This window comes from Belnapia mucosa, assembly GCF_016775475.1.
GTDB classification, from domain to species: Bacteria; Pseudomonadota; Alphaproteobacteria; order Acetobacterales; family Acetobacteraceae; genus Belnapia; species Belnapia mucosa.
Window position 1 is genome coordinate 1 of the sequence record NZ_JAEUXJ010000024.1, and the last position, 20,403, is coordinate 20,403.

General features: G+C 70.4%; 17 protein-coding genes, 1 tRNA gene and 1 pseudogene. 10 read left to right on the plus strand and 9 right to left on the minus strand.

Annotation, left to right across the window (positions count from 1 at the left end; translation table 11 throughout):
* Positions 1-175: pseudogene (locus tag JMJ55_RS31275) on the minus strand (IS3 family transposase); the annotation flags it as partial.
* 127 nt (positions 176-302) lie between these two features.
* On the opposite strand from JMJ55_RS31275, the gene JMJ55_RS27120 reads away from it, so the two are divergent.
* On the plus strand, positions 303-1,289 hold the full coding sequence (locus JMJ55_RS27120; protein WP_236034111.1) for a c-type cytochrome: 987 nt from the start codon (positions 303-305) through the stop codon (positions 1,287-1,289).
* Positions 1,290-1,350: 61 nt separating this feature from the next.
* Here the strand turns inward: JMJ55_RS27120 and JMJ55_RS27125 are convergent.
* The 7 genes from JMJ55_RS27125 to fsa form a co-directional block, all read right to left on the minus strand.
* Positions 1,351-1,440: transfer RNA gene (locus tag JMJ55_RS27125), tRNA-Ser, on the minus strand.
* 54 nt (positions 1,441-1,494) lie between these two features.
* The gene (locus JMJ55_RS27130; protein WP_202828744.1) at positions 1,495-3,654 is read right to left on the minus strand and encodes a hybrid sensor histidine kinase/response regulator; all 2,160 of its coding nucleotides are present in this window, start codon (positions 3,652-3,654) and stop codon (positions 1,495-1,497) included.
* A gap of 142 nt (positions 3,655-3,796) precedes the next feature.
* Positions 3,797-6,664: a DNA polymerase I gene (gene polA, locus JMJ55_RS27135; RefSeq protein ID WP_202828780.1), complete on the minus strand. Its 2,868-nt coding sequence runs from the start codon at positions 6,662-6,664 to the stop codon at positions 3,797-3,799.
* Entirely contained in the window at positions 6,657-6,893 is a 237-nt protein-coding gene (locus JMJ55_RS27140; protein WP_202828745.1) for a zinc-finger domain-containing protein, read from the minus strand. Before JMJ55_RS27140 ends, polA begins: the two co-directional genes overlap by 8 nt.
* A gap of 78 nt (positions 6,894-6,971) precedes the next feature.
* Positions 6,972-7,907 (minus strand): tyrosine recombinase XerC, encoded by a 936-nt coding sequence (locus JMJ55_RS27145; RefSeq protein ID WP_202828746.1) that lies wholly within the window; start codon positions 7,905-7,907, stop codon positions 6,972-6,974.
* A 107-nt stretch (positions 7,908-8,014) separates the two neighbouring features.
* Positions 8,015-8,692: a DUF484 family protein gene (locus JMJ55_RS27150; protein ID WP_202828747.1), complete on the minus strand. Its 678-nt coding sequence runs from the start codon at positions 8,690-8,692 to the stop codon at positions 8,015-8,017.
* Between the two features lie 11 nt (positions 8,693-8,703).
* Positions 8,704-9,360 carry a fructose-6-phosphate aldolase gene (fsa, locus tag JMJ55_RS27155; protein ID WP_202828748.1) on the minus strand — a complete coding sequence of 219 codons (657 nt, stop codon included), beginning with the start codon at positions 9,358-9,360 and terminating at the stop codon, positions 8,704-8,706.
* Between the two features lie 130 nt (positions 9,361-9,490).
* Here fsa and JMJ55_RS27160 point away from each other — a divergent pair, with 130 nt between their 5' ends.
* Both JMJ55_RS27160 and JMJ55_RS27165 read left to right on the plus strand, forming a co-directional pair.
* Positions 9,491-11,728 carry a primosomal protein N' gene (locus JMJ55_RS27160; protein ID WP_202828749.1) on the plus strand — a complete coding sequence of 746 codons (2,238 nt, stop codon included), beginning with the start codon at positions 9,491-9,493 and terminating at the stop codon, positions 11,726-11,728.
* Between the two features lie 80 nt (positions 11,729-11,808).
* Positions 11,809-11,964 carry a hypothetical protein gene (locus tag JMJ55_RS27165; RefSeq protein ID WP_202828750.1) on the plus strand — a complete coding sequence of 52 codons (156 nt, stop codon included), beginning with the start codon at positions 11,809-11,811 and terminating at the stop codon, positions 11,962-11,964.
* Here the strand turns inward: JMJ55_RS27165 and JMJ55_RS27170 are convergent.
* Positions 11,961-13,157: an MFS transporter gene (locus JMJ55_RS27170; RefSeq protein WP_202828751.1), complete on the minus strand. Its 1,197-nt coding sequence runs from the start codon at positions 13,155-13,157 to the stop codon at positions 11,961-11,963. The two genes, JMJ55_RS27165 and JMJ55_RS27170, sit on opposite strands and share 4 nt — an antisense overlap.
* Before the next feature lie 192 nt (positions 13,158-13,349).
* Between JMJ55_RS27170 and atpH the strand changes: the two genes are divergently transcribed.
* From atpH to JMJ55_RS27205, 7 genes are all read left to right on the plus strand, one after another.
* The gene (atpH, locus tag JMJ55_RS27175; protein ID WP_328702786.1) at positions 13,350-13,952 is read left to right on the plus strand and encodes an ATP synthase F1 subunit delta; all 603 of its coding nucleotides are present in this window, start codon (positions 13,350-13,352) and stop codon (positions 13,950-13,952) included.
* Positions 13,953-13,954: 2 nt separating this feature from the next.
* Entirely contained in the window at positions 13,955-15,490 is a 1,536-nt protein-coding gene (atpA, locus tag JMJ55_RS27180; RefSeq protein ID WP_202828753.1) for a F0F1 ATP synthase subunit alpha, read from the plus strand.
* 19 nt (positions 15,491-15,509) lie between these two features.
* Positions 15,510-16,391 (plus strand): F0F1 ATP synthase subunit gamma, encoded by an 882-nt coding sequence (locus JMJ55_RS27185; RefSeq protein WP_202828754.1) that lies wholly within the window; start codon positions 15,510-15,512, stop codon positions 16,389-16,391.
* 16 nt (positions 16,392-16,407) lie between these two features.
* Positions 16,408-17,835: a F0F1 ATP synthase subunit beta gene (atpD, locus tag JMJ55_RS27190; RefSeq protein WP_202828755.1), complete on the plus strand. Its 1,428-nt coding sequence runs from the start codon at positions 16,408-16,410 to the stop codon at positions 17,833-17,835.
* Between the two features lie 2 nt (positions 17,836-17,837).
* The gene (gene atpC / locus JMJ55_RS27195) at positions 17,838-18,248 is read left to right on the plus strand and encodes an ATP synthase F1 subunit epsilon (protein WP_202828756.1); all 411 of its coding nucleotides are present in this window, start codon (positions 17,838-17,840) and stop codon (positions 18,246-18,248) included.
* 166 nt (positions 18,249-18,414) lie between these two features.
* Entirely contained in the window at positions 18,415-19,275 is an 861-nt protein-coding gene (locus JMJ55_RS27200; protein WP_202828757.1) for an acyl-ACP desaturase, read from the plus strand.
* Positions 19,272-20,396 (plus strand): endo-1,4-beta-xylanase, encoded by a 1,125-nt coding sequence (locus JMJ55_RS27205; RefSeq protein WP_202828758.1) that lies wholly within the window; start codon positions 19,272-19,274, stop codon positions 20,394-20,396. Before JMJ55_RS27200 ends, JMJ55_RS27205 begins: the two co-directional genes overlap by 4 nt.
* Positions 20,397-20,403 lie beyond the last annotated feature (7 nt).

Genomic DNA, 20,403 nt, shown 5'->3' on the forward strand with positions numbered 1-20,403 from the left:
CAATCTCCACATCCGTCATGAGGAAATCCGCCGAAAAGCTAACACCAGAGCTGGACCACTTTCGCCGTGTCACCTCAACCCCAATCGCCTCCGCCACGGACTGCCCTTGCGAGACCAGGACATCCACCTGCCGCAGCTTGGTAAGCGCCTCTTCAGGCCGGTGCTCCTTGCCCATCTTCTCGGTCCTCCTCCGGTTCAAAGCCATACCTCAAGGCGGACCACTTCAAGGGGGGAGGATCAATATCACGCCGGACCCGGACGCCGGGATCGGCCGCTGGAGCGATGCGGAATTCGTGCGCGCCATGCATGACGGCGTCGATAACGAGGGGCGCAACCTCTACCCCGCCTTTCCCTATACGGCCTATGCGCGGATGAGCACGGAGGATGCGCTGGCGCTGAAGGACTACCTGTTCAGCCTGACCCCGGTCCGGTCGGTGGCGCCTGCGACGGAGCTCAGCTTCCCCTTCAGCCAGCGCTATCTCATGCGCGGCTGGAACCTGCTGTTCAAGCCGTCCGGCCCCGAGCAGCCGGACCCGCAGCGTTCCGCCGAGGTGAACCGCGGCGCCTATCTGGTCGAAGCCCTCGGCCATTGCGGCGAGTGCCACACGCCGCGGAACCTGCTCTTCGCGCTGGACAGCGGCAAGACCTTCGCCGGCGCGGTCACTGCCGGCTGGCGGGCCTACAACCTCACCTCCGACCGCGAATTCGGGATCGGGTCCTGGTCCGATGCGCAGATCGCAGACTATCTCTCGGAGGGCCATGCCGAGGGCCGTGGCTCGGCCTCCGGCAGCATGGCGGAGGCGGTCGAGCACAGCCTCCGCTACCTTACCCCGGAGGATATCCAGGCTATGGTGGCCTATCTGCGCACCATCCCGCCGCAGCGCGGGGATGCGGAGATCACCATCAATCCCGACCCGCCTCTCGTCCGGGCTTCGACGGCCTTCAGCCCGGCGCCGGAGGAGGCGCGAGACGGGTCGCTCGGCCTCAGCCTGTTCCAGGGCGCCTGTTCCAGCTGCCATGGCTGGAATGGCGAGGGCCTGCAGCATCCGCATGCGGCCCTGGTCGGCAGCCAGACCGTCAACGACCCGACCGGCACGAACCTGCTGCAGGTCCTGATCCATGGGAGCCATATGAAGACGAACGAAGGCGACGTCTCCATGCCGGCCTTCGGGACCGCCTATACCGATCCCGAGATCGCAGCCGTGGCGAATTACGTGATCGGCCATTTCGGCGGCAAGCCATCCACTATCACGCCGGCCCATGTCGCGGCGGCGCGGAAGCTGGATTAGCGCTGGCTGATCCGGACCTGGCCTTGGCCTGCGGGCCAAGGCTCTCGGTTAGTGGGCCTGATGGCGGAGAGGGTGGGATTCGAACCCACGGTAGGCTTGCACCTACTTCGGTTTTCGAGACCGACGCGATCGACCACTCCGCCACCTCTCCGGGTCGGGGCCAGCCTATAATCGGCCGCGGCCCGCGGCGCAACGCCCTGCGTGACTAGGCGACGCGTTGCCGCTCGCTGGCCAGCTCGGCGATCCGCCGGGCCAGCTCATACTGGTCATAGGGTTTGGCCAGCACCTCGAAGCCATGCTCCCCGGCCCCGGCCGCCGTCGCGGCATAGCCGGTGGCCAGCAGCACCGGCAGCTGCGGCCGCAGCCGGCGGGCGATCTGCGCCAGCTCGATCCCGCTCATGCCGCCCGGCATGACGATATCGCTGAACAGCACGTCGAAATGCTCGCCGCGGCGGAGCAGGTTCAGCGCCTCCAGCCCATCCCCGGCGGCGATCACCCGGAAGCCGGAATCCCGCAGCGTCTCGGCCGCCACCTCCCGCACCCGCTCGTCATCCTCCACCACCAGGATGGTGGCGCGGGCGACGGCGGCGATCCCCTCGGGGATCGGCTCCGGCGGGGCCGGCGGCGGGGCCGGGCGCTCGGAGGATTCGGGCAGGTAGAGGGTCACCACCGTGCCCTCGCCCAGGGTGCTGTCGATGGCGATATGCCCGCCGAGCTGCCGCACGAAGCCGAAGACCTGGGACAGGCCGAGCCCGGTGCCCTTGCCCTGGGGCTTGGTGGTGAAGAATGGCTCGAAGGCCCGCTCCCGCACCTCGGACGCCATGCCGGTGCCGTCGTCGCGCAGCGACAGCGCGATATAGGGGCCGGGCTGCGCATCGGTATTGCCGGCCAGAAGCGCCGCATCCAGCTGCGCCGGCCGGGTCGTCAGCGTCACCGTGCCGCCCCGCGGCAGGGCGTCCCGGGCATTGATCGCCAGGTTCAGCAGCGCCGATTCCAGCTGCGAGGCATCGGCCCGGCAGGGCGGCAGCTCCGGGTCGAGCACGACCTCGAGCGTCACCGCCTCGCCCAGCGCCCGCTGGATGAGCGGGGTGAAGCCCTGCACCAGCTCATTGGCGTCGATGCTGGCAGTGTGCAGCTTCTGCCGCCGGGCGAAGGCCAGCAGGCTGGAATTCAGCCGGGCGCCGCGCTGCACCGCATCCCGGGTCATCGCCAGGTATTTCCGCACCCGCTCATCGGCGCCGAAGCCGATATGCCGCTCCAGCAGGTGCATGGTGCCGAGGATGGCGGTCAGCAGGTTGTTGAAGTCATGCGCGACGCCGCCGGTCAGCCGGCCGAGCGCCTCCAGCCGCTGCGATTGCAGCAGCCCCGCCTCGGCCGTCTCGCGCCGGGCGATCTCGGAACGCAGCTCGTCCCGGTTCTCGCTGAGCTGCTGGAGGATCACCTGCTCCGACCGCCAACGGCGGATCGCCAGCAGGGTGCTGAAGCCGAGGGCGAGGGCGGCGGCGAGGCAGATTGTGGCGCTGAGCGCGGTGTTCTGCATCCACTCCGCCCAGACCCGGTCCATGGAGAGGGTGACGCTGACCACCAGCGGATGCTCACCGACCTGGCGGAAGGCGGTCAGCCATTCCTTCCGCTCGCCGAAATGCTCGATGACCGGGCCGACATTGCTCGGATGGCGCACCGCATCCGGCACCGTCGCGGCATCCGGCGGATCGAACAGGTCCTGCCCGCCCGAGGGATGCACGACAAGGAGTTGCCCGTCGGTCCGCATCAGCTCGAAGCTCGCCTTCCCCTCCGGGTCCATGGCGTGCCACTGGGCCTGGAAATAGCCGGGCAGGATGGAGCCGACCAGGGCGCCGGCGAATTGCCCATCCGCGGTTTCCCGCCGGCGGGCCACGGCGAAGGTGACGATGCCGGTGAGTCGCGATCGCAGCGGCTCGCCGAAGACGAGCCCGGTCTCCCCGGCTTCGATCTGGCGGAAATAGGGCCGCTCGGCGAGGGAGATGGGCGGGGTCGGCCAGGCGATGCTGAGCACCGCCAGCCGCCCATCCGGCCGCACCAGGTGCAGGGAGGTGATCTGGGCGATGCTCTCGTCGAGGCTGCGCATCCAGCGCTGGATGTCCTCCGCCTCGGCCTGCACCTGCTCCCAGCTCAGGCCGCGAATGCGGTCCTCCATGCGGTCGAGCACCAGGGCATTGGTCTCCACCACCTTCAGCGCATGCTCCTTGGCCACGGCCGAGAGCCGGACCACGTCCGCATAGGCTTCGGAATGGAGGCGATGGTGGTCGTACCAGGCGGCGCCGGCCAGGAAGGCGAGCGGCACGACCAGGGAAGCGAGCAGCATGCAACGCAGGGACAGCGGCAAGCGCTCCCGCGGACGGCCGGATGTTGCTGGACCTTCCGCCCCAGTCATGGAGCTTCTCCGAAACAGTTCCGCGACCTTCCTGCGTCACGGGCTGTCCGTCTTATCACATTCACGAGACAATACCAGGGGCGTGAAGCGGGCCTTAATGCGCCTCCGCCCAGCTCTGCCCCGTCCCGACCTCGACCGCCAGCGGCACCCGGAGATGGGCGACGCCTTCCATCACCTGCCGCACCAGGGCCGTGGTCGGCTCCACCTCCGCCTCCGGCACCTCCAGCACCAGCTCGTCATGCACCTGCAGCAGCAGCCGGGCCTTGAGGCCGGCCTTCGTCAGGGCCTGGGGCAGGCGGACCATGGCGCGCTTGATGATCTCCGCCGCCCCGCCCTGGAAGGGGGCGTTGATCGCCGCCCGCTCGGCCCCGGCCCGGCGCACCGGGTCCTTGGTGCCGATATCCTGGATCCAGAGCTTCCGTCCGAAGGAGGTGGAGACATAGCCGCGCAGCCGCGCCTCCTCCTTCAGCCGCTCCATCGCGGCGCGGATGCCGGGATACTGGCCGAAATAGGCATCGATGATGCCCTTGGCCTCTCCGGCGCCGATACCGAGCCGCCCCGCGAGCCCAAAGGCGGACATGCCGTAGATGATGCCGAAATTGATGGTCTTGGCGCGCCGCCGCGCCTCGCGGTCCACCGCCTCCGGCGCCAAGCGGAAGATATCGGCGGCGGTCCGGGCATGGATGTCCTGGCCGGTCTCGAAGGCCTCCCGCAGCGCCGGGACATCGGCCATATGCGCCAGCAGCCGCAGCTCGATCTGCGAATAGTCGGCCGACATCAGCACATGGCCGGGATCGGCGATGAAGGCGCGGCGGATGCGCTGCCCTTCCTCGCTGCGGACGGGGATGTTCTGCAGGTTCGGCTCGGTCGAGGCCAGCCGCCCGGTGCTGGTATTGGCCATGGAGAAATCGGTATGGACGCGGCCGGTGCGCGGATCGATCTGCGCCGTCAGCCCGTCCACATAGGTCGATTTCAGCTTCGAGAGCTGCCGCCAGTCGAGCACCTTGCGGGCGAGGGGGATGCCCTGGGCGGCCAGCTCCTCCAGCACCGCGGCATCGGTGCCCCAGGCGCCGGACTTGCCCTTCCGGCCATTCGGCAGCTTCATCTCGTCGAACAGGATCTCGCCGAGCTGCTTCGGCGAACCCACGGCGAAGGGGCGGCCGGCAAGGCCGTGGATCTCCCCCTCCAGCACCGCCATGCGGGCGACGAAATCCTCGCCGATGCGGGCGAGCTCGATGCCATCGACCTTGATGCCCTCGACTTCCATGTCGCGCAGCACGGCGATCATCCGCCGCTCCACCTGCTCGTAGAGGGCGAGGGAGCCATCCTCCCGCAGCCGCGGCCGCAGCAACTGCCAGAGGCGGAGCGTCACATCCGCATCCTCGGCCGCGTATTCCGCCGCCCGGTCGAGCGGCACGGCAGCGAAGCTGATCCGGGCGCGGCCGGTGCCGGTCACCTGGTCGAAGGAGATGGGCGAATGGTCGAGATGGAGACGCGAAAGCTCATCCATGCCATGCCCATGCTTCCCCGCCTCCATGGCGTAGGAGATCAGCATGGTGTCATCGACCGGGGCGACGGCGATGCCGCCATTCTCCGGCCGGCCCAGCACTTCGAGGTCGTATTTGGCGTGCTGCAGCACTTTCAGCACGGCAGGGTCTTCCAGCAGCGGCTTCAGCGCCGCCATCGTTTCCTCGAAGGGCAGTTGCGGCGGCGCCGCAGCCTTCTCCGGCTCCGCCAGCATGTCGCCCTGGCCCGCGCCCGGCGAGACATGCCGCAGCGGGATGTAGCAGGCCCGGCCCGGCGCGGTGGCGAGGCAGACGCCGACCAGGTTGGCCTTCAGCGCATCGAGGCTGTCCGTCTCGGTATCGAGGCCGATGACGCCCGCTGTCCGCGCCTCGGCGATCCAGGTCGCCAGCGCCTCAGGCGTCGTCACCGTCTCATAGGGGCCGTAGGGCAGGGCGCCTGTCTCGGCGGCGGGGGCGGCCGGTGCCGCGGCGGCGGCCTGGGCGGCGCTGATGGCGCTGTTGCGCGCCCGCGTCGCCGCATCGCCGGCCGCCTCGCCGAGGCCCATCCGGGCGATGACGCTGCGGAAGCCCTGGTCCTGGAGGAATTTCGCCAGCGCCGCCGGCTCCGGCGGCCGCACCGCCAGCGCCTCGATCGGCAGCGTCAGCGGCGCCTGGTCGTCGAGCGTCACCAGCCGCTTCGAGAGCCGGGCCTGCTCGGCATATTGCTCGAGATTCTGCCGGCGCATCGGCTGCTTGATCTTGGCGGTATTGGCCAGCACGGTTTCCAGATCGCCATAGGCGAGGATCAGCTCGGCCGCGGTCTTCGGCCCGATCTTCGGCACGCCCGGGACATTGTCCACCGGGTCGCCGATCAGCGCCTGGACCTCGATGACCTTCTCCGGCGGCACGCCGAATTTCTCGGCCACCTCCGCCTCGCGGATCGGCTTCCGCTTGATGGGGTCGAGCATCTGCACGCCAGGGCGCACCAGCTGCATCAGGTCCTTGTCGGAGGAGACGATGGTCACCTCGCCGCCCGCCTCGCGGAAGGCGCGGGCATAGGCGGCGATCATGTCATCCGCCTCGAAGCCCGGCGCCTCGACCTGGGCGACGCCGAAGGCCTCGGTCGCCTCGCGGATCAGGGCGAATTGCGGGACCAGCTCCTCCGGCGGGTCGGGCCGGTGGGCCTTGTAGTCAGGGAAGATCTCGTTGCGGAAGGTGCTGCGGCTGGCATCGAAGACCACCGCCAGATGGCTGCCACGATGCTCGGCGAGGAAGCTGGAGAGCATCTGGGTGAAGCCGAAGACGGCATTCACCGGCGTGCCGTCCGGCCGCGTCATCGGCGGCAGGGCGTGATAGGCGCGGAAGATATAGCCCGAGCCATCGACCAGGACGAGATGCCGGGTCCCCGGCGCCGCGACCGGGACGGCCTCCTCGGAGGCCGCCGGCGTGTCACTGATGGTCGTCGCCACCCGCACCTGCCTTCAGCACATAGGTGATGGAGCAATAGGGGCAGGTCACCTGGGTCTCGTTCGGGTTCATCGGCAGCCAGACGCGCGGATGGCCCATGCCGGGACCCGCCACCTCGCCGTCGCAGGGCACTTTGCGGCGATCCACCTCGATCCGCTGGACGGGGGTGACGCCCTCGACGAGTTTCGGGGTGTATTGGGTCATCTTGCCGTCGCGCATCGGCGGTCCTCATCGGGGAGTCGGGTCGGCCGCACCATAGTCGCGGGCGGGCCGCCCGTCACGTCATCCCGCCCCACGTTACCCCGCGCGGGGATGCGCCCGCCGCCAGGTCTCCAGCAGCGCCGCCGCATCCACCCGCGTATAGCGCTGGGTGGTGGAGAGGCTGGCATGGCCGAGCAATTCCTGGATCGCCCGCAGATCGGCGCCGCCGCCGAGCAGATGGGTGGCGAAGGAATGCCGCAGCGCATGCGGCGTCGCATGTTCCGGCAGGCCGGCGAGGCGCCGGTATTGCCGCATCGCCCGTTGCGCCACCGCCGGGTCGAGCCGCGCCCCGCGCGCCCCGCGGAACAGCGGCGCCTCGGGCGGCGGGTCGCCGCGGAGCGCGAGATACTCGGCGATCGCCTGCCGCACCGCCGGCAGCACCGGCACCAGCCGCTCCTTGCCGCCCTTGCCCAGCACCCGGAGCGCGGCCTGGCTGCCGGGGCGCGGCGCATCCCGCACATTGAGTGCCAGCGCCTCGGCGATCCGCAGCCCGCAGCCATAGAGAAGGGTAAACAGCGCCACGTCCCGTGCCGCCTGCTCGGCCGGGTGTTCGGCATGGCCGGGCTGGTGGATGCTGCCCGTATGGGCCGCCACCTCCTTCGCCTGGTCCGGGGTCAGGGCGCGCGGCACCGGCGGCTTGGTCCGCGGGCCGCGGATATTGGCGAGCGCCAGCGGCGCCAGCCCCGCCGTCTTCGCCAGGTAGCGGAGGAAGCCGCGGATGGCGGCGAGCTGCCGGGCCCGGGTCGCATTGCCGGCGCCGTCCCGCGCCCGGGCGGCGAGGAAGGCGCGCAGATCGGCCGGGCGCAGCGCCCCGAGCGCGGCGAGATCCGGCTCCTCCCCCAGATGCCCGGTCAGGAAGCCGAGGAAGTCCCGCAGGTCGAGGCCATAGGCCTCGACCGTATGCGGCGAGGCGCGGCGTTCCCGCGCCAGCCAGTCGAGATAGCCGGCGGCGAGGGCGCGCGCCTCGGCCAAGGGCTAGAGCAAACTCCAATCAGGTGGCATCACCTGATTGGAGTAATTTGCTTGCTCAAACAAAGAGCTAGAGCGGGTTTCGTGAGCCACCGCGAACGGAAACCGCTCTAGCGCGCCAGCGCCGCCGCGACCGCGCGGCCGAGGAAGGCGAGGGTCGCCGTGGCTTGCCGCGTCGGCAGGGCCTGCGGGTCGCGTGCGCCGAGCGCCATCAGGGTCGGCTGGCCGGTCCAGACCGGCACCCGCACCAGCGCGTCGCGCAGCACGAGCGGCGCGGCTTCCTGGTGCAGCAGCTCCACCTCGGTCGGGGCGGCGCGCACCACCGCATCCCGCCCCGGGCCGAGCAGCGTCCCGACCAGGCCGCGCGGCAGCTTCGGGATGCCGCGGCGGTCCGGCAGCTCGGCCAGCAGGGTGCAGGTCTCGACGCCGAGCAGCGCCGGCAGCTCCTGCGTCACCGTCTCGACCACGTCCTGGGCGCGCATCAGCGCCAGCACCGCCAGCCGGACCCGGATGGTGAGCCCATGGCCGGCCCGCCCGGCGGTGACGGCGGCATCCACCTCCGCCTCCAGCGAGCGGACGCGGCGGCGCTCGGCCTGCAGCATCGCCGCCATATGGTCGGCCAGCCGCTCGCCATGGATGCGGCGCGGCGGGGTCAGGGCGCGGAACAGGTCCGGGCGCTCGGCCAGGAAGTCCGGATTGGCCCGCAGGAAAGCGGTCACCGCCTCCGCCCCGGGCAGGGGGACCGCGCCGGGTTCGGGCGGGACGGGCAGGGGCTGGGCGCCGGTCATGGGCATGATCGTCACAGGATGCTCTGGCCCGTTTTGCGCCAATCGGCGAGGAAGCTTTCCAGCCCGCGGTCGGTCAGCGGATGCTTGATGAGCTGGCGGATGACATTCGGCGGCAGCGTCGCCACCTCGGCGCCGAGCTTGGCCGCCTCGACCAGATGCACCGGATGGCGGATGGACGCCACCAGGACTTCCGTCTTAATATAGGAGTAGTTTCGGTAAATTTTCAGGATATCGGCAATCAGGAGCATGCCGTCATGCGCGATATCGTCGAGCCGGCCGACGAAGGGCGAGATATAGGCGGCGCCGGCCTTGGCCGCGAGCAGCGCCTGGGCCGGGGAGAAGCAGAGGGTGACGTTCACCGGCGTGCCTTCATCCGCCAGGCTGCGGCAGACGCTCAGCCCCGCTTCGGTCAGCGGCACCTTCACGGCGACATTCTTGGCGATGCCGCGCAGGAAGCGGCCCTCGGCCAGCATCGTGTCAAAATCGGTCGCCGTCACCTCGGCGGAGACGGGGCCGGGGGTGATCTCGCAGATCTCGGCGATCACCTCGGCCATCTTGCGCCCGGACTTGGCGATCAGGCTGGGATTGGTGGTGACGCCATCCACCAGCCCGGCCTCGGCCAGGGCGCGGATTTCGGATACCTCGGCCGTATCGACAAAGAATTTCATGCTGGGTGGGTCCCCGGGGCGGACCCGGCGGGGTCCGTGTTTGGAATAGGCACCGCCGGACGCGCCGAAATTATGGCACGCAGATAGGGGGCGGCGGTCGTTGCGTATTTATTCACAGGCAGGATAGCCGATGCGGCAGGGGTCGGAAAAGCGGCGCGATATGAAAGACACGCTACCTGTGTCTGGCACGCAACGGGTTCGGGTGCTTCTGCCCCTCCCGCTCGCCGGTGCCTATGACTACCGGGTCCCGCCGCAGCTCGATATCCATCCCGGCGATTTCGTCACCGTCTCCCTGAACCAGAGGCCGATTATCGGCGTAGTCTGGGACCCCACCGAGGAACCCGAGGCTACCCCGGTGGCCGATCATCGCCTGAAGCCGGTTACCGCCATCTTGCCAGCACCTCGCATGACCGTGAGCCTGCGGCGGTTCATCGATTGGGTGGCGGCCTATACGCTCAGCCCGCCCGGGGCGGTGCTGCGGATGGCCATGGGCTCCACCGCCGCGCTGGAACCGCCGACTCAGCAGGCGGGCTGGGTCCTGGCCGGCGCCGGCTCCAACCGCCAGCCGCGCATGACGCCGGAACGCCAGCGGGTGATGGCGGTGATGGAGCCGGGCCGGGTCTATGCCGGGGCGCCGCTGGCCGAGGCGGCCGGCGTCTCGCTCGGCGTGCTGCGCGGCATGGCGGATAACGGGCTGATCCGCCCGGCGCTGCTGCCGCATGCCAGCCGCTTTAACCGGCCCGACCCGGAGCATCCCGGCCCGAAGCTCGGCGGCGCCCAGGCCGAGGCGGCGGCGCGGCTCGTCGCCAAGGTCGCCACCCGGCAGTTCGGCGTGACGCTGCTGACCGGCGTCACCGGCTCCGGCAAGACCGAGGTCTATCTGGATGCGGTCGCGGAAGCGCTCCGCCACGGCCGCCAGGCGCTGGTCCTGCTGCCGGAGATCGCGCTCTCGGCCCAATGGCTCGAGCGGTTCAAGGCCCGCTTCGGCGTCGCCCCCGCCCTCTGGCATTCCGAGGTGACGCCGCGCACCCGCCGCGACACCTGGCGGGCGGTGGCCGAGGGCGAGGCGCCGGTCGTGGTCGGCGCCCGCTCCGCCCTCTTCCTGCCCTTCCCCGATCTCGGCCTGATCATCGTCGATGAGGAGCACGAGACCGCCTTCAAGCAGGAGGATGGCGTCGTCTACAACGCCCGCGACATGGCGGTGGTCCGCGCCCGGATGGCCCATGCCGCCTGCGTGCTGGTCTCGGCGACCCCCTCGCTCGAGAGCCTGACCAATGCCGAGAGCGGCCGCTACGAGGCGCTGAACCTGCCGGAGCGGCATGGCGGCGCCAGCCTGCCCGCGGTCGAGACGATCGATCTCCGCCGCACCCCGCCGGAGCGCGGCCGCTTCCTCTCGCCCCCGCTGATCGAGGCGGTGACCGCGACGCTGGAGCGGGGCGAGCAGGCGATGCTCTTCCTGAACCGCCGCGGCTATGCGCCGCTGACCCTCTGCCGGCATTGCGGCCACCGGATGCGCTGCCCGAATTGCACCGCCTGGCTGGTGGAGCACCGCGCCCGGCGGCAGCTCCAGTGCCATCACTGCGGGCACTCCGAGGCGCCGCCGGCCGAATGCCCGGAATGCGGCACCGCCAACAGCCTGGTCGCGGTCGGCCCCGGGGTGGAGCGGGTGCTGGAGGAAGCCGCCGCGCATTGGCCCGAGGCGCGCCGGCTGGTCATGGCCAGCGACACGCTGCCCGGCCCCGCCGCGGCGGGAATGGCGGCGCAGCAGATTCAGGACCGCGAGGTCGACCTCATCATCGGCACCCAGATCGTCGCCAAGGGCTGGCACTTCCCGCATCTGACGCTGGTCGGCGTGGTCGATGCCGATCTCGGCCTGGCCGGGGGCGACCTGCGCGCGGCGGAACGCACGGTGCAGCTGCTGCACCAGGTCGCCGGCCGCGCCGGCCGGGCGGAGGCGCCGGGGCGCGTCCTCCTGCAGAGCTTCAGCCCCGAGCATCCGGTGATGCAGGCGCTGATCTCCGGCGATCTCGACGCCTTCATGGCGGAGGAGGCGGCGATCCGCCGGCCCGGCCACTGGCCGCCCTTCGGCCGCCTCGCCGCGCTGATCGTGAGCTCGGAGGATGAGCGGGAGGCAGATCGCACCGCCCGCGATCTCGGCCTCGCCGCGCCGGGCGGGGAGGGGGTGCAGGTGCTGGGCCCGGCGCCGGCGCCGCTCGCCCTGCTGCGCGGAAGGCACCGCCGGCGGCTGCTGCTCAAGACGCGGCGGGAGGTCGCGGTGCAGCCCATCCTGCGCGACTGGCTGGCCCGGGTCCCGGTGCCGGGCAGCGTGCGGGTGCAGGTGGATGTGGACCCGGTGAGCTTCCTCTGACGGCATGGATTCCGCTGGCATGACATGGCTGTAAAATGGTAAAGAAATTACCCGCAAGTAATTTCCCAGGGAGAGCCAAGATGCCCGTCCTTGCCGTGACCGAGATCGCCGCCTGGGCCCTGATCGCCGGCGGGTTCGGCTATGCTGCCCTTGCCTCGCGCGGGGTGGCGCTGGCCACCATGGCGGCGGGGCTGGCGGCCATCGCCGCCAAGACCGTGCTGCTGAATCCGGCCTAGCGCCTGGCCAGCACCCCGGCGGCGAGGAGTTGCAGCGCCGCCGCGGCGGCCGGCGGCGCCCAGGGCCCGAAGGCGTCCAGCGCCCTGCCGAACAGGCCGGGGCCGAAGGCGTAGAAGGCCTGGTTCACTGCCGTCACCAGGGCGATGACCGCGGCCACCTCCTCGGCCGGCCATTCCGCCTGGGCGATCAGCGGCGGCAGCGAGAGCAGGTTGCCGATGCCGAGGCCGAACAGCAGCGCCCCCAGCACCAGCGGCACCGCCGCGCCGCCAGCCAGCGCCAGCACCGCGCAGCCCACCGCCTGCAGGACGAAATTGAGCGCCCCCGCCCGCCGCCGGTCGAATCCCGGCGGCAGGAGCGTGCCGACCACCGTCCGGCCGACCACCGCGCAGGCCGTCGCCAGGCTCATCACCAGCCCCGCCCCCTGCACGCCGAGGCTCGGCGCCAGGATGCTGAACAGCGTGGTCAGCAGCCCCATCTGCGCCGTCAGCCCGATGGCGAAGGCGAGCGAGAGGCTGCGGAAGGGCGGCTGCCGCCAGAGCGGCCCGGCCGGCGCCCGCATCGCCCGTGGTGCCGGCGGCCCCGCCGCGCCATCCGGATGCAACCCCAGCCTGGCCGGGCCGAAGCCGAAATACCGTCCCGCGAGCGGCCAGAGCAGCAGCAGGCTGGCGCCGGCGACGATGACGCTCGCGTAGTCGAAGCCAAAGCCGGCGATCAGCGCCGCCCAGAGCGGGGTGAAGACCACCCCGCCGATGCTCGCCCCGTTATAGGCCATGGCCAGCGCCGCCGGACGGCGCCGGTCGAACCAGGGGGCGACGCAGGCATTGATGGCGGCGCCGCTGGTCACCGCCCAGCCACAGGCGGTCAGCAGCGCCGCCGGCACCATCTGCCAGGGCGCGCTGGCGAAGCCCCAGCCCAGCAGCCCGGCGGCCGAGGCCAGCACCCCGGCCCGCGTCACCGGTACCAGGCCGAAGCGCCGGTGCAGCCGGGGCAGGACGGAGACAACCACCGCGCTGGCCAGGAAATGCAGGGTGATGGCGGCGGCGATCAGGCTCGGCGCCCAGCCTTCCCGCGCATGCAGCGCATGCAGATAGACCGAGGGACCGTAGAAATTGATGCCCCAGGCAAACATTGCCAGCAGGAAAGCGGCCGCGACCACATGCCAGCCGAAGAAGCCCCGTCGCGTGCCGCCCATGCCGATCCCGCCCCCTTCCCCGGCGGGAAGGGTAGCGCGATCGCGTCGCGGCGTCGCAGAGGCCGATTTTGCGCGGCCTCCGCGGATTGCGGGGCTGTAAACCCCATGGTAAAGGCCGGCCGCCGCGCAGGGCCCCTGGGCCCAGCCGCGGTCCCGCGCATGCGCACCACAAGAACAGGACCGGGACAGCCCGTGGCCTCTGCCGAGACCGTCGCTTCCGTCGCGCCCAAGGCGCCTACCCCGACCGGGCTTGCCGCGCGCTATGCGCTGGCTCTGCTCGCCCTCGCCGATGACCGGCGCAAAGACGATCCGGCTGCGCTCGACCGCATCGCCGGCGACCTCGAATCCCTCGGCAAGCTCTGGAGCACGGATGCCGATTTCCGTGGCTTCATCGCCGATCCGCGGCTGGATTCGGTAGCCCAGCGCCGCGGCGCCTTCGCCCTGCTCGACCGGGTGGGGACGGGGACCGAGGTGCGGAACCTGGTCGGCGTCCTGATCGGCAACCGGCGCCTGGCGCTGCTGCCGCAGGTCGTCTCCTCCTTCGGCGCCCAGCTCGCGGTGCGCCGCGGCCAGCAGGTCGCCGAGGTGACGAGCGCGCATGCGCTGACCGATACCCAGCGCGCCCAGATCGCGGCGCGCCTGACCGAAGCCGGCTATTCCGGCATCAAGCTTACGGAGCAGGTGGATCCCTCGATCCTCGGCGGGCTGATCGTGCGGATCGGCTCCCGGCTCTATGACAACAGCATCAAATCCAAGCTGCAGCGCCTGCAGTACGCCATGAAGGGGGCCGCCTGACCATGGAAATCCGTCCCGCCGAGATCTCCGAAATCCTCAAGCAGCAGATCGCCGGCTTCGATGCCGAGGCGAATGTGGCCGAGGTCGGCACCGTGCTCACCGTGGGCGACGGCATTGCCCGCGTCTACGGCCTGCAGAATGTGATGGCGGGTGAGCTCGTGCTCTTCCCCTCCGCCGGCATCCGCGGCATGGCGCTGAACCTCGAGACCGACAATGTCGGCATCGTCATCTTCGGCTCCGACGCCGAGATCAAGGAAGGCGACACGGTCGAGCGCACCGGCAACATCGTCGACGTTCCGGTGGGCCGCGGCCTGCTCGGCCGCGTGGTCGATGGCCTGGGCAACCCGATCGACGGCAAGGGCCCGCTGGTCGATGTGACCCGCACCCGCGTCGAGGTGAAGGCGCCGGGCATCATCCCGCGCAAGTCGGTGCATGAGCCGATGCAGACCGGCATCAAGGCGATCGACGCCCTGATCCCGATCGGCCGCGGCCAGCGCGAGCTGATCATCGGCGACCGCCAGACCGGCAAGACCGCCGTCATCATCGACACCATCATCAACCAGAAGCCCATCAACCAGGGCTCTGACGAGAGCAAGAAGCTCTACACCATCTATGTCGCGGTCGGGCAGAAGCGCTCCACCGTCGCCCAGCTGGTCCGCACGCTGGAGGAGAACGGCGCGCTCGAATACTCGATCGTCGTCGCCGCCACCGCTTCCGAGCCGGCGCCGATGCAGTTCCTGGCGCCCTACACCGGCTGCGCCATGGGCGAGTATTTCCGCGACAACGGCATGCACGCGGTCATCTTCTATGACGACCTGTCCAAGCAGGCCGTCGCCTATCGCCAGATGTCGCTGCTGCTGCGCCGTCCGCCGGGCCGCGAGGCCTATCCGGGCGACGTCTTCTACCTGCACTCGCGCCTGCTCGAGCGCGCGGCGAAGATGAACGACGATTTCGGCGCCGGGTCGCTGACCGCCCTGCCGGTCATCGAGACCCAGGCGGGCGACGTCTCGGCCTATATCCCGACCAACGTGATCTCGATCACGGATGGGCAGATCTTCCTGGAGACGGAGCTCTTCTTCAAGGGCATCCGCCCCGCCGTGAATGTCGGCCTCTCGGTCTCCCGCGTCGGCTCCGCCGCCCAGATCAAGGCGATGAAGCAGGTCGCCGGCCGCATCAAGCTCGAGCTCGCCCAGTACCGCGAGATGGCGGCCTTCGCCCAGTTCTCCTCGGACCTCGACGCCTCCACCCAGGCGCTGCTGGCCCGCGGCGCCCGGCTGACGGAGCTGCTGAAGCAGCCCCAGTACAAGCCGGTCCCGGTCGAGGAGCAGGTCGTCTCCCTGTTTGCCGGCACCCGCGGCTATCTCGACAAGCTGCCGGTCTCGGCCGTCGGCGAGTTCGAGCGGCGCCTGCTCTCCGAGCTGAAGTCGCGCGAGCCGGCGGTGCTGGAGTCGATCCGCGCCGACCGCGAGATCAAGAAGCCGACCGAGGACAAGCTGGTCGCCTTCCTCGACGGCTTCGCCAAGTCCTTCTCGGCCTGAACCAGGGGAAGCGGGCGCGATGCCGAGCCTCAAGGACCTGCGCGGGCGGATCAACAGCGTGAAGTCCACGCGGAAGATCACGCAGGCGATGAAGATGGTGGCCGCGGCGAAGCTGCGCCGGGCCCAGGCCCAGGCGGAGGCCGCGCGCCCCTATGCGCAGCGGATGGAGGCGATCCTCGCCTCCCTCGGCGCCGCCGTCGCCAGTTCCCCGGACGCGCCGCGGATGCTGGTCGGCACCGGTGCGGACCAGGTGCATCTGCTGGTGGTGGTCACCGCCGATCGCGGCCTGGCCGGGCCCTTCAACACCCAGGTCGGCCGGCTTGCCCGCGCCCGCATCCGGGCGCTGGAGGCCGAGGGCAAGCAGGTGAAGGTGCTGACGGTGGGCCGCAAGGGCGCGGCCTTCCTGCGGCGCGAATTCGCCAGCCGCATCGTCGGCGAGGTTTCCTTCGCCGGCCGCAAGCGGGTGGATTTCGCCGATGCCGAGGCGATCGGGGTCCAGGTCGCGACCCTGCTGGAGGAAGGCGGCTTCGACGTCTGCAGCCTGATCTACAACCGGTTCCGCAACGTCATCAGCCAGATCCCGACCGAGCAGCGGCTGATCCCGACGCCGCTGCCGGAAGGCACCGCCGCGGCGACCGGGCCGCAGGCCCTCTATGAATATGAGCCGGCCGAGGAGGAGATCCTCGCCAACCTGCTGCCGCGCAACCTCGCCATCCAGATCTACCGCGCGATCCTGGAAAGCGCGGCCGGCGAGCATGGCGCCCGCATGACCGCGATGGACAATGCCACGCGCAATGCCGGCGAGATGATCAACAGGCTGACTCTCAATTACAACCGCACGCGCCAGGCCAATATCACGAGGGAGCTGATCGAGATCATCTCCGGGGCCGAGGCAGTCTGACGAGGGGCATGACACCATGAAGAACAATGTCGGGCGCATCGCGCAGATTCTGGGCGCCGTGGTGGACGTGCAGTTCCCGGGCGAGCTGCCGGAGATGCTGAACGCGCTGACCACGAAGAACGGCGACACCACGCTGGTCCTCGAGGTCGCGCAGCATCTCGGCGAGCGCACCGTGCGCTGCATCGCCATGGACAGCACCGACGGCCTGGTCCGCGGCCAGGAAGTGGTCGATACCGGCGCCGGCATCGCCGTGCCGGTGGGCGAGGGCACCCTCGGCCGCATCCTGAACGTCATCGGCCAGCCGATCGACGAGCGCGGCCCGGTGCCGCATGAGAAGACCTATACCATTCACCGCGAGGCCCCCTCCTTCGAGGACCAGGCGACCGCGGCCGAGATCCTCGTCACCGGCATCAAGGTCATCGACCTGCTCGCCCCCTATCTGAAGGGCGGCAAGATCGGCCTGTTCGGCGGCGCCGGCGTCGGCAAGACGGTGACCATCCAGGAGCTGATCAACAACATCGCCAAGGCGCATGGCGGCGTGTCGGTCTTCGCCGGCGTCGGCGAGCGGACCCGCGAGGGCAACGACCTGTATCACGAGATGGTCGATGCCGGCGTCATCAAGCTCGGCGAGGGCACGACCGAGGGCTCCAAGGTGGCCCTGGTCTATGGCCAGATGAACGAGCCGCCGGGCGCCCGCGCCCGCGTCGCCCTCTCGGGCTTGTCCATCGCGGAATACTTCCGCGACGAGCAGGGCCAGGACGTGCTGTTCTTCGTCGACAACATCTTCCGCTTCACCCAGGCGGGCGCCGAAGTCTCGGCGCTGCTCGGCCGCATCCCCTCGGCGGTGGGCTATCAGCCGACGCTCGCCACCGATATGGGCGCGCTGCAGGAGCGGATCACCTCGACGAAGAAGGGCTCGATCACCTCGGTGCAGGCCATCTACGTGCCCGCCGACGACCTGACCGACCCGGCCCCGGCCACCTCCTTCGCCCACCTCGACGCGACGACGGTGCTCAACCGCTCGATCGCCGAGCTCGGCATCTTCCCGGCCGTGGACCCGCTCGACTCGACCAGCCGCGCGCTCGACCCGCGGATCGTCGGTGACGAGCATTACCGTGTCGCCCGCGAGGTGCAGCGCATCCTGCAGACCTACAAGTCGCTGCAGGACATCATCGCCATCCTGGGCATGGATGAGCTCTCGGAAGAGGACAAGCTGGTCGTCGCCCGCGCGCGGAAGATCCAGCGCTTCCTCAGCCAGCCCTTCCATGTGGCCGAGGTCTTCACCGGCTCCCCGGGCGTCTTCGTGAAGCTGGAGGACACCGTCCGCAGCTTCGGCGCCATCTGCGCCGGCGAATACGACCACCTGCCCGAGGCTGCCTTCTACATGGTCGGCACCATCGAGGACGCGGTGAAGAAGGGCGAGACCTTGAAGGTGGCTGCCTAACCATGGCCACCTTCCTGCTCGAACTCGTCTCGCCGGAGAAGCTGCTGCTTTCCCGGCCGGTGGAGATGGTGACCATCCCCGCCGTTGAGGGCGAGATGGGCGTCCTCCCCGGCCATGCCCCGATGATCGTCGTCCTCCGGGGCGGCGTGATCCGGGTGCGCGAGAACGGCGCCGAGACCGAGCGGCTCTTCGTCGCCGGCGGCTTTGCCGAGGTCTCGCCGGAGCGGGTGACGATCCTGGCCGATGAGGTGACGCCGCTGGCCAGCCTCTCCCGCGCTGATTCCGAGCGCCGCCTGGCCGAGGCCGAGGCCGCCGCCACGGCCGCTGCGGCCGAGCCCGAGGCGAAGCGCGAGGCGGCCTATGCCCGGGTCCAGGCCCTCCGCACCGCTGCCTCGGTGGCCGAGGCGGCCTGACCTGCCACCCGAAGGGCACGGTGTGCGGATTTTCGTCCGGCACACCGTGGCCCACCGGCAACGGCGCTTGATTCACGCCCTGACCCGCCGAACATAGCGATCCCGGGGGCGTTGGGCGCCCTTCGGACATCGCAGGAAAACGGCCCCAGTGGGCCGCGGGGACAGGATGAAGCATTGGCGCGTCGAGCAGGTCGCCTGGGACCGCTTCGATCCCTCGAAGGTGGACCCGGAGATCATCCCGCTGGTCAAGGCCGCGGCGATGGTCGAACGCAATGGCGGCGACTACGCCATCTATCTGAACCGCGTCTTCCATGACGACCCGGACTTCGCCCAGGCCGCCGACCATTGGGCGGAGGAGGAGATCCAGCATGGCGACGCGCTCGGGCAATGGGCCAGCCTGGCCGATCCGGGCTGGGACTATGCCGCGGCCTTCGAGCGCTACCGCAACGGCTACAAGATCGACCTGAACGCCGATGCCTCGATCCGCGGCTCCCGCACCGGGGAGCTGATCGCGCGCTGCATCGTCGAGACGGGCACCAGCAGCTACTACACGGCGCTCGCCGAGGCGACCGAGGAGCCGGTGCTGCAGCAGGTCTGCAAGCTGATCGCCGCCGACGAGTATCGGCACTTCAAGCTCTTCTACGACCATATGAAGCGCTACCTGGCGCGGGAGGATCTCTCCTTTGCCCGGCGGCTGCGCGTCGCCTTCGGCCGGGTCGGCGAATCGGAAGACGACGAGCTCGCCTTTGCCTTCCACTGCGCCAATGAGGACCCGGGCCTCGTCTACAGCCATGACCGCTGCATCGCCGGCTATATGGGCCGCGCCATGGGCTTCTACCGGCAGCGCCACCTGGAACGCGGCATGGGGATGATCTTCAAGGCGGTGGGGCTGGAGCCGCGCGGCCGGCTCTCCCAGATGGCGGCACGGGGCGCCTGGCGGCTGCTCTGCTGGCGGCGCGACCGCTACCGCGAGGCGCTGCGGCGCATGCCGCCGCCCGTGCCCGCCGCCCTGCCGCAGGCCGCTTGAAGCGCCTCGGCGCGTCCCGCCGGCTGCTGCTGGGCGGTGCCGCGGCCGCGCTGCTGGCGGGGCAGGGCAGGGCGCAGCAGGATGGCCTCGCCACCCTCGCCCGCGCCGCCGGCATCGCCTTCGGCACCGCGGTCGATTCCGGCAAGCTCGCGGGCGATCCCGCCTATGCCGCCCAGGTCACGGCCGAGGCCCAGCTCCTTGTCCCGGAATGGGAGGCGAAATGGGCTGCCCTCCAGCCGAAGGAGGGCAGCTTCGACCTTGGTCCGCTCGGCGCCGTGGCAGGCTTCGCCCAAGGCAGCGGCAAGCAGCTCCGCGGCCATGCGCTGGTCTGGCACGACGCCATGCCCGACTGGCTCACCGCCGCCCTGGCCGAGGGTCCGGCTCGCGCCCGTGCCGTGCTGACGGCACATCTGGATGCCGTGCTGCCCGCCACCCGCCCCGCCATCCGCGACTGGGATGTGGTGAATGAGGCAGTGGCGGATGCCGAGGGCAATCCCTTCGCCGCCAAGCCCGTGGCGGTGGGCGACCTGCGCGACTCGCCCTGGCTGCGTGCCCTCGGCCCCAGCTATGTGGATCTGACCTTCCGCCTGGCGCGGGAACGCGATCGCACCCTCCGCCTCACCTATAATGAGTATGGGCTGGAGGGCGACAGCCCCTGGGCGGAGGAGAAGCGTCGCCGCACCCTCCGCCTGCTGCGCCGGCTGCTGGAGGCGCAGGTGCCCGTCGATGCGCTCGGCCTGCAGGCGCATCTGCTGCTGGACGAGCCCTTCCGGCCCGAGCCCCTGGCCGCCTTCCTGGCTTCGGTGCGGGAGATGGGTCTGTCGATCCTCGTCACCGAGCTCGATGTGCGGGAGGGCAGCCAACTCGCCGGCGACCTCGCCGCCCGCGACATGGCGGTGGCGGAGCGGGTGCGGGGCGTAGTCGGCACCGCGCTCGAGGCCGGCTGCCGCACCGTCCTGACCTGGGGCCTGTCCGACAAGGAGAGCTGGCTGGCGCGCGACCCGGATGTGACGCGCAAGGATGGCGAGACGCATCGCGGCCTGCCGCTCGATGGCGAAGGCAAGCGGAAGCCGATGTGGAATGCGCTCGCCGCCTGCTTCGCCGCCAAGGGGCGGGGCTAGACCGCTT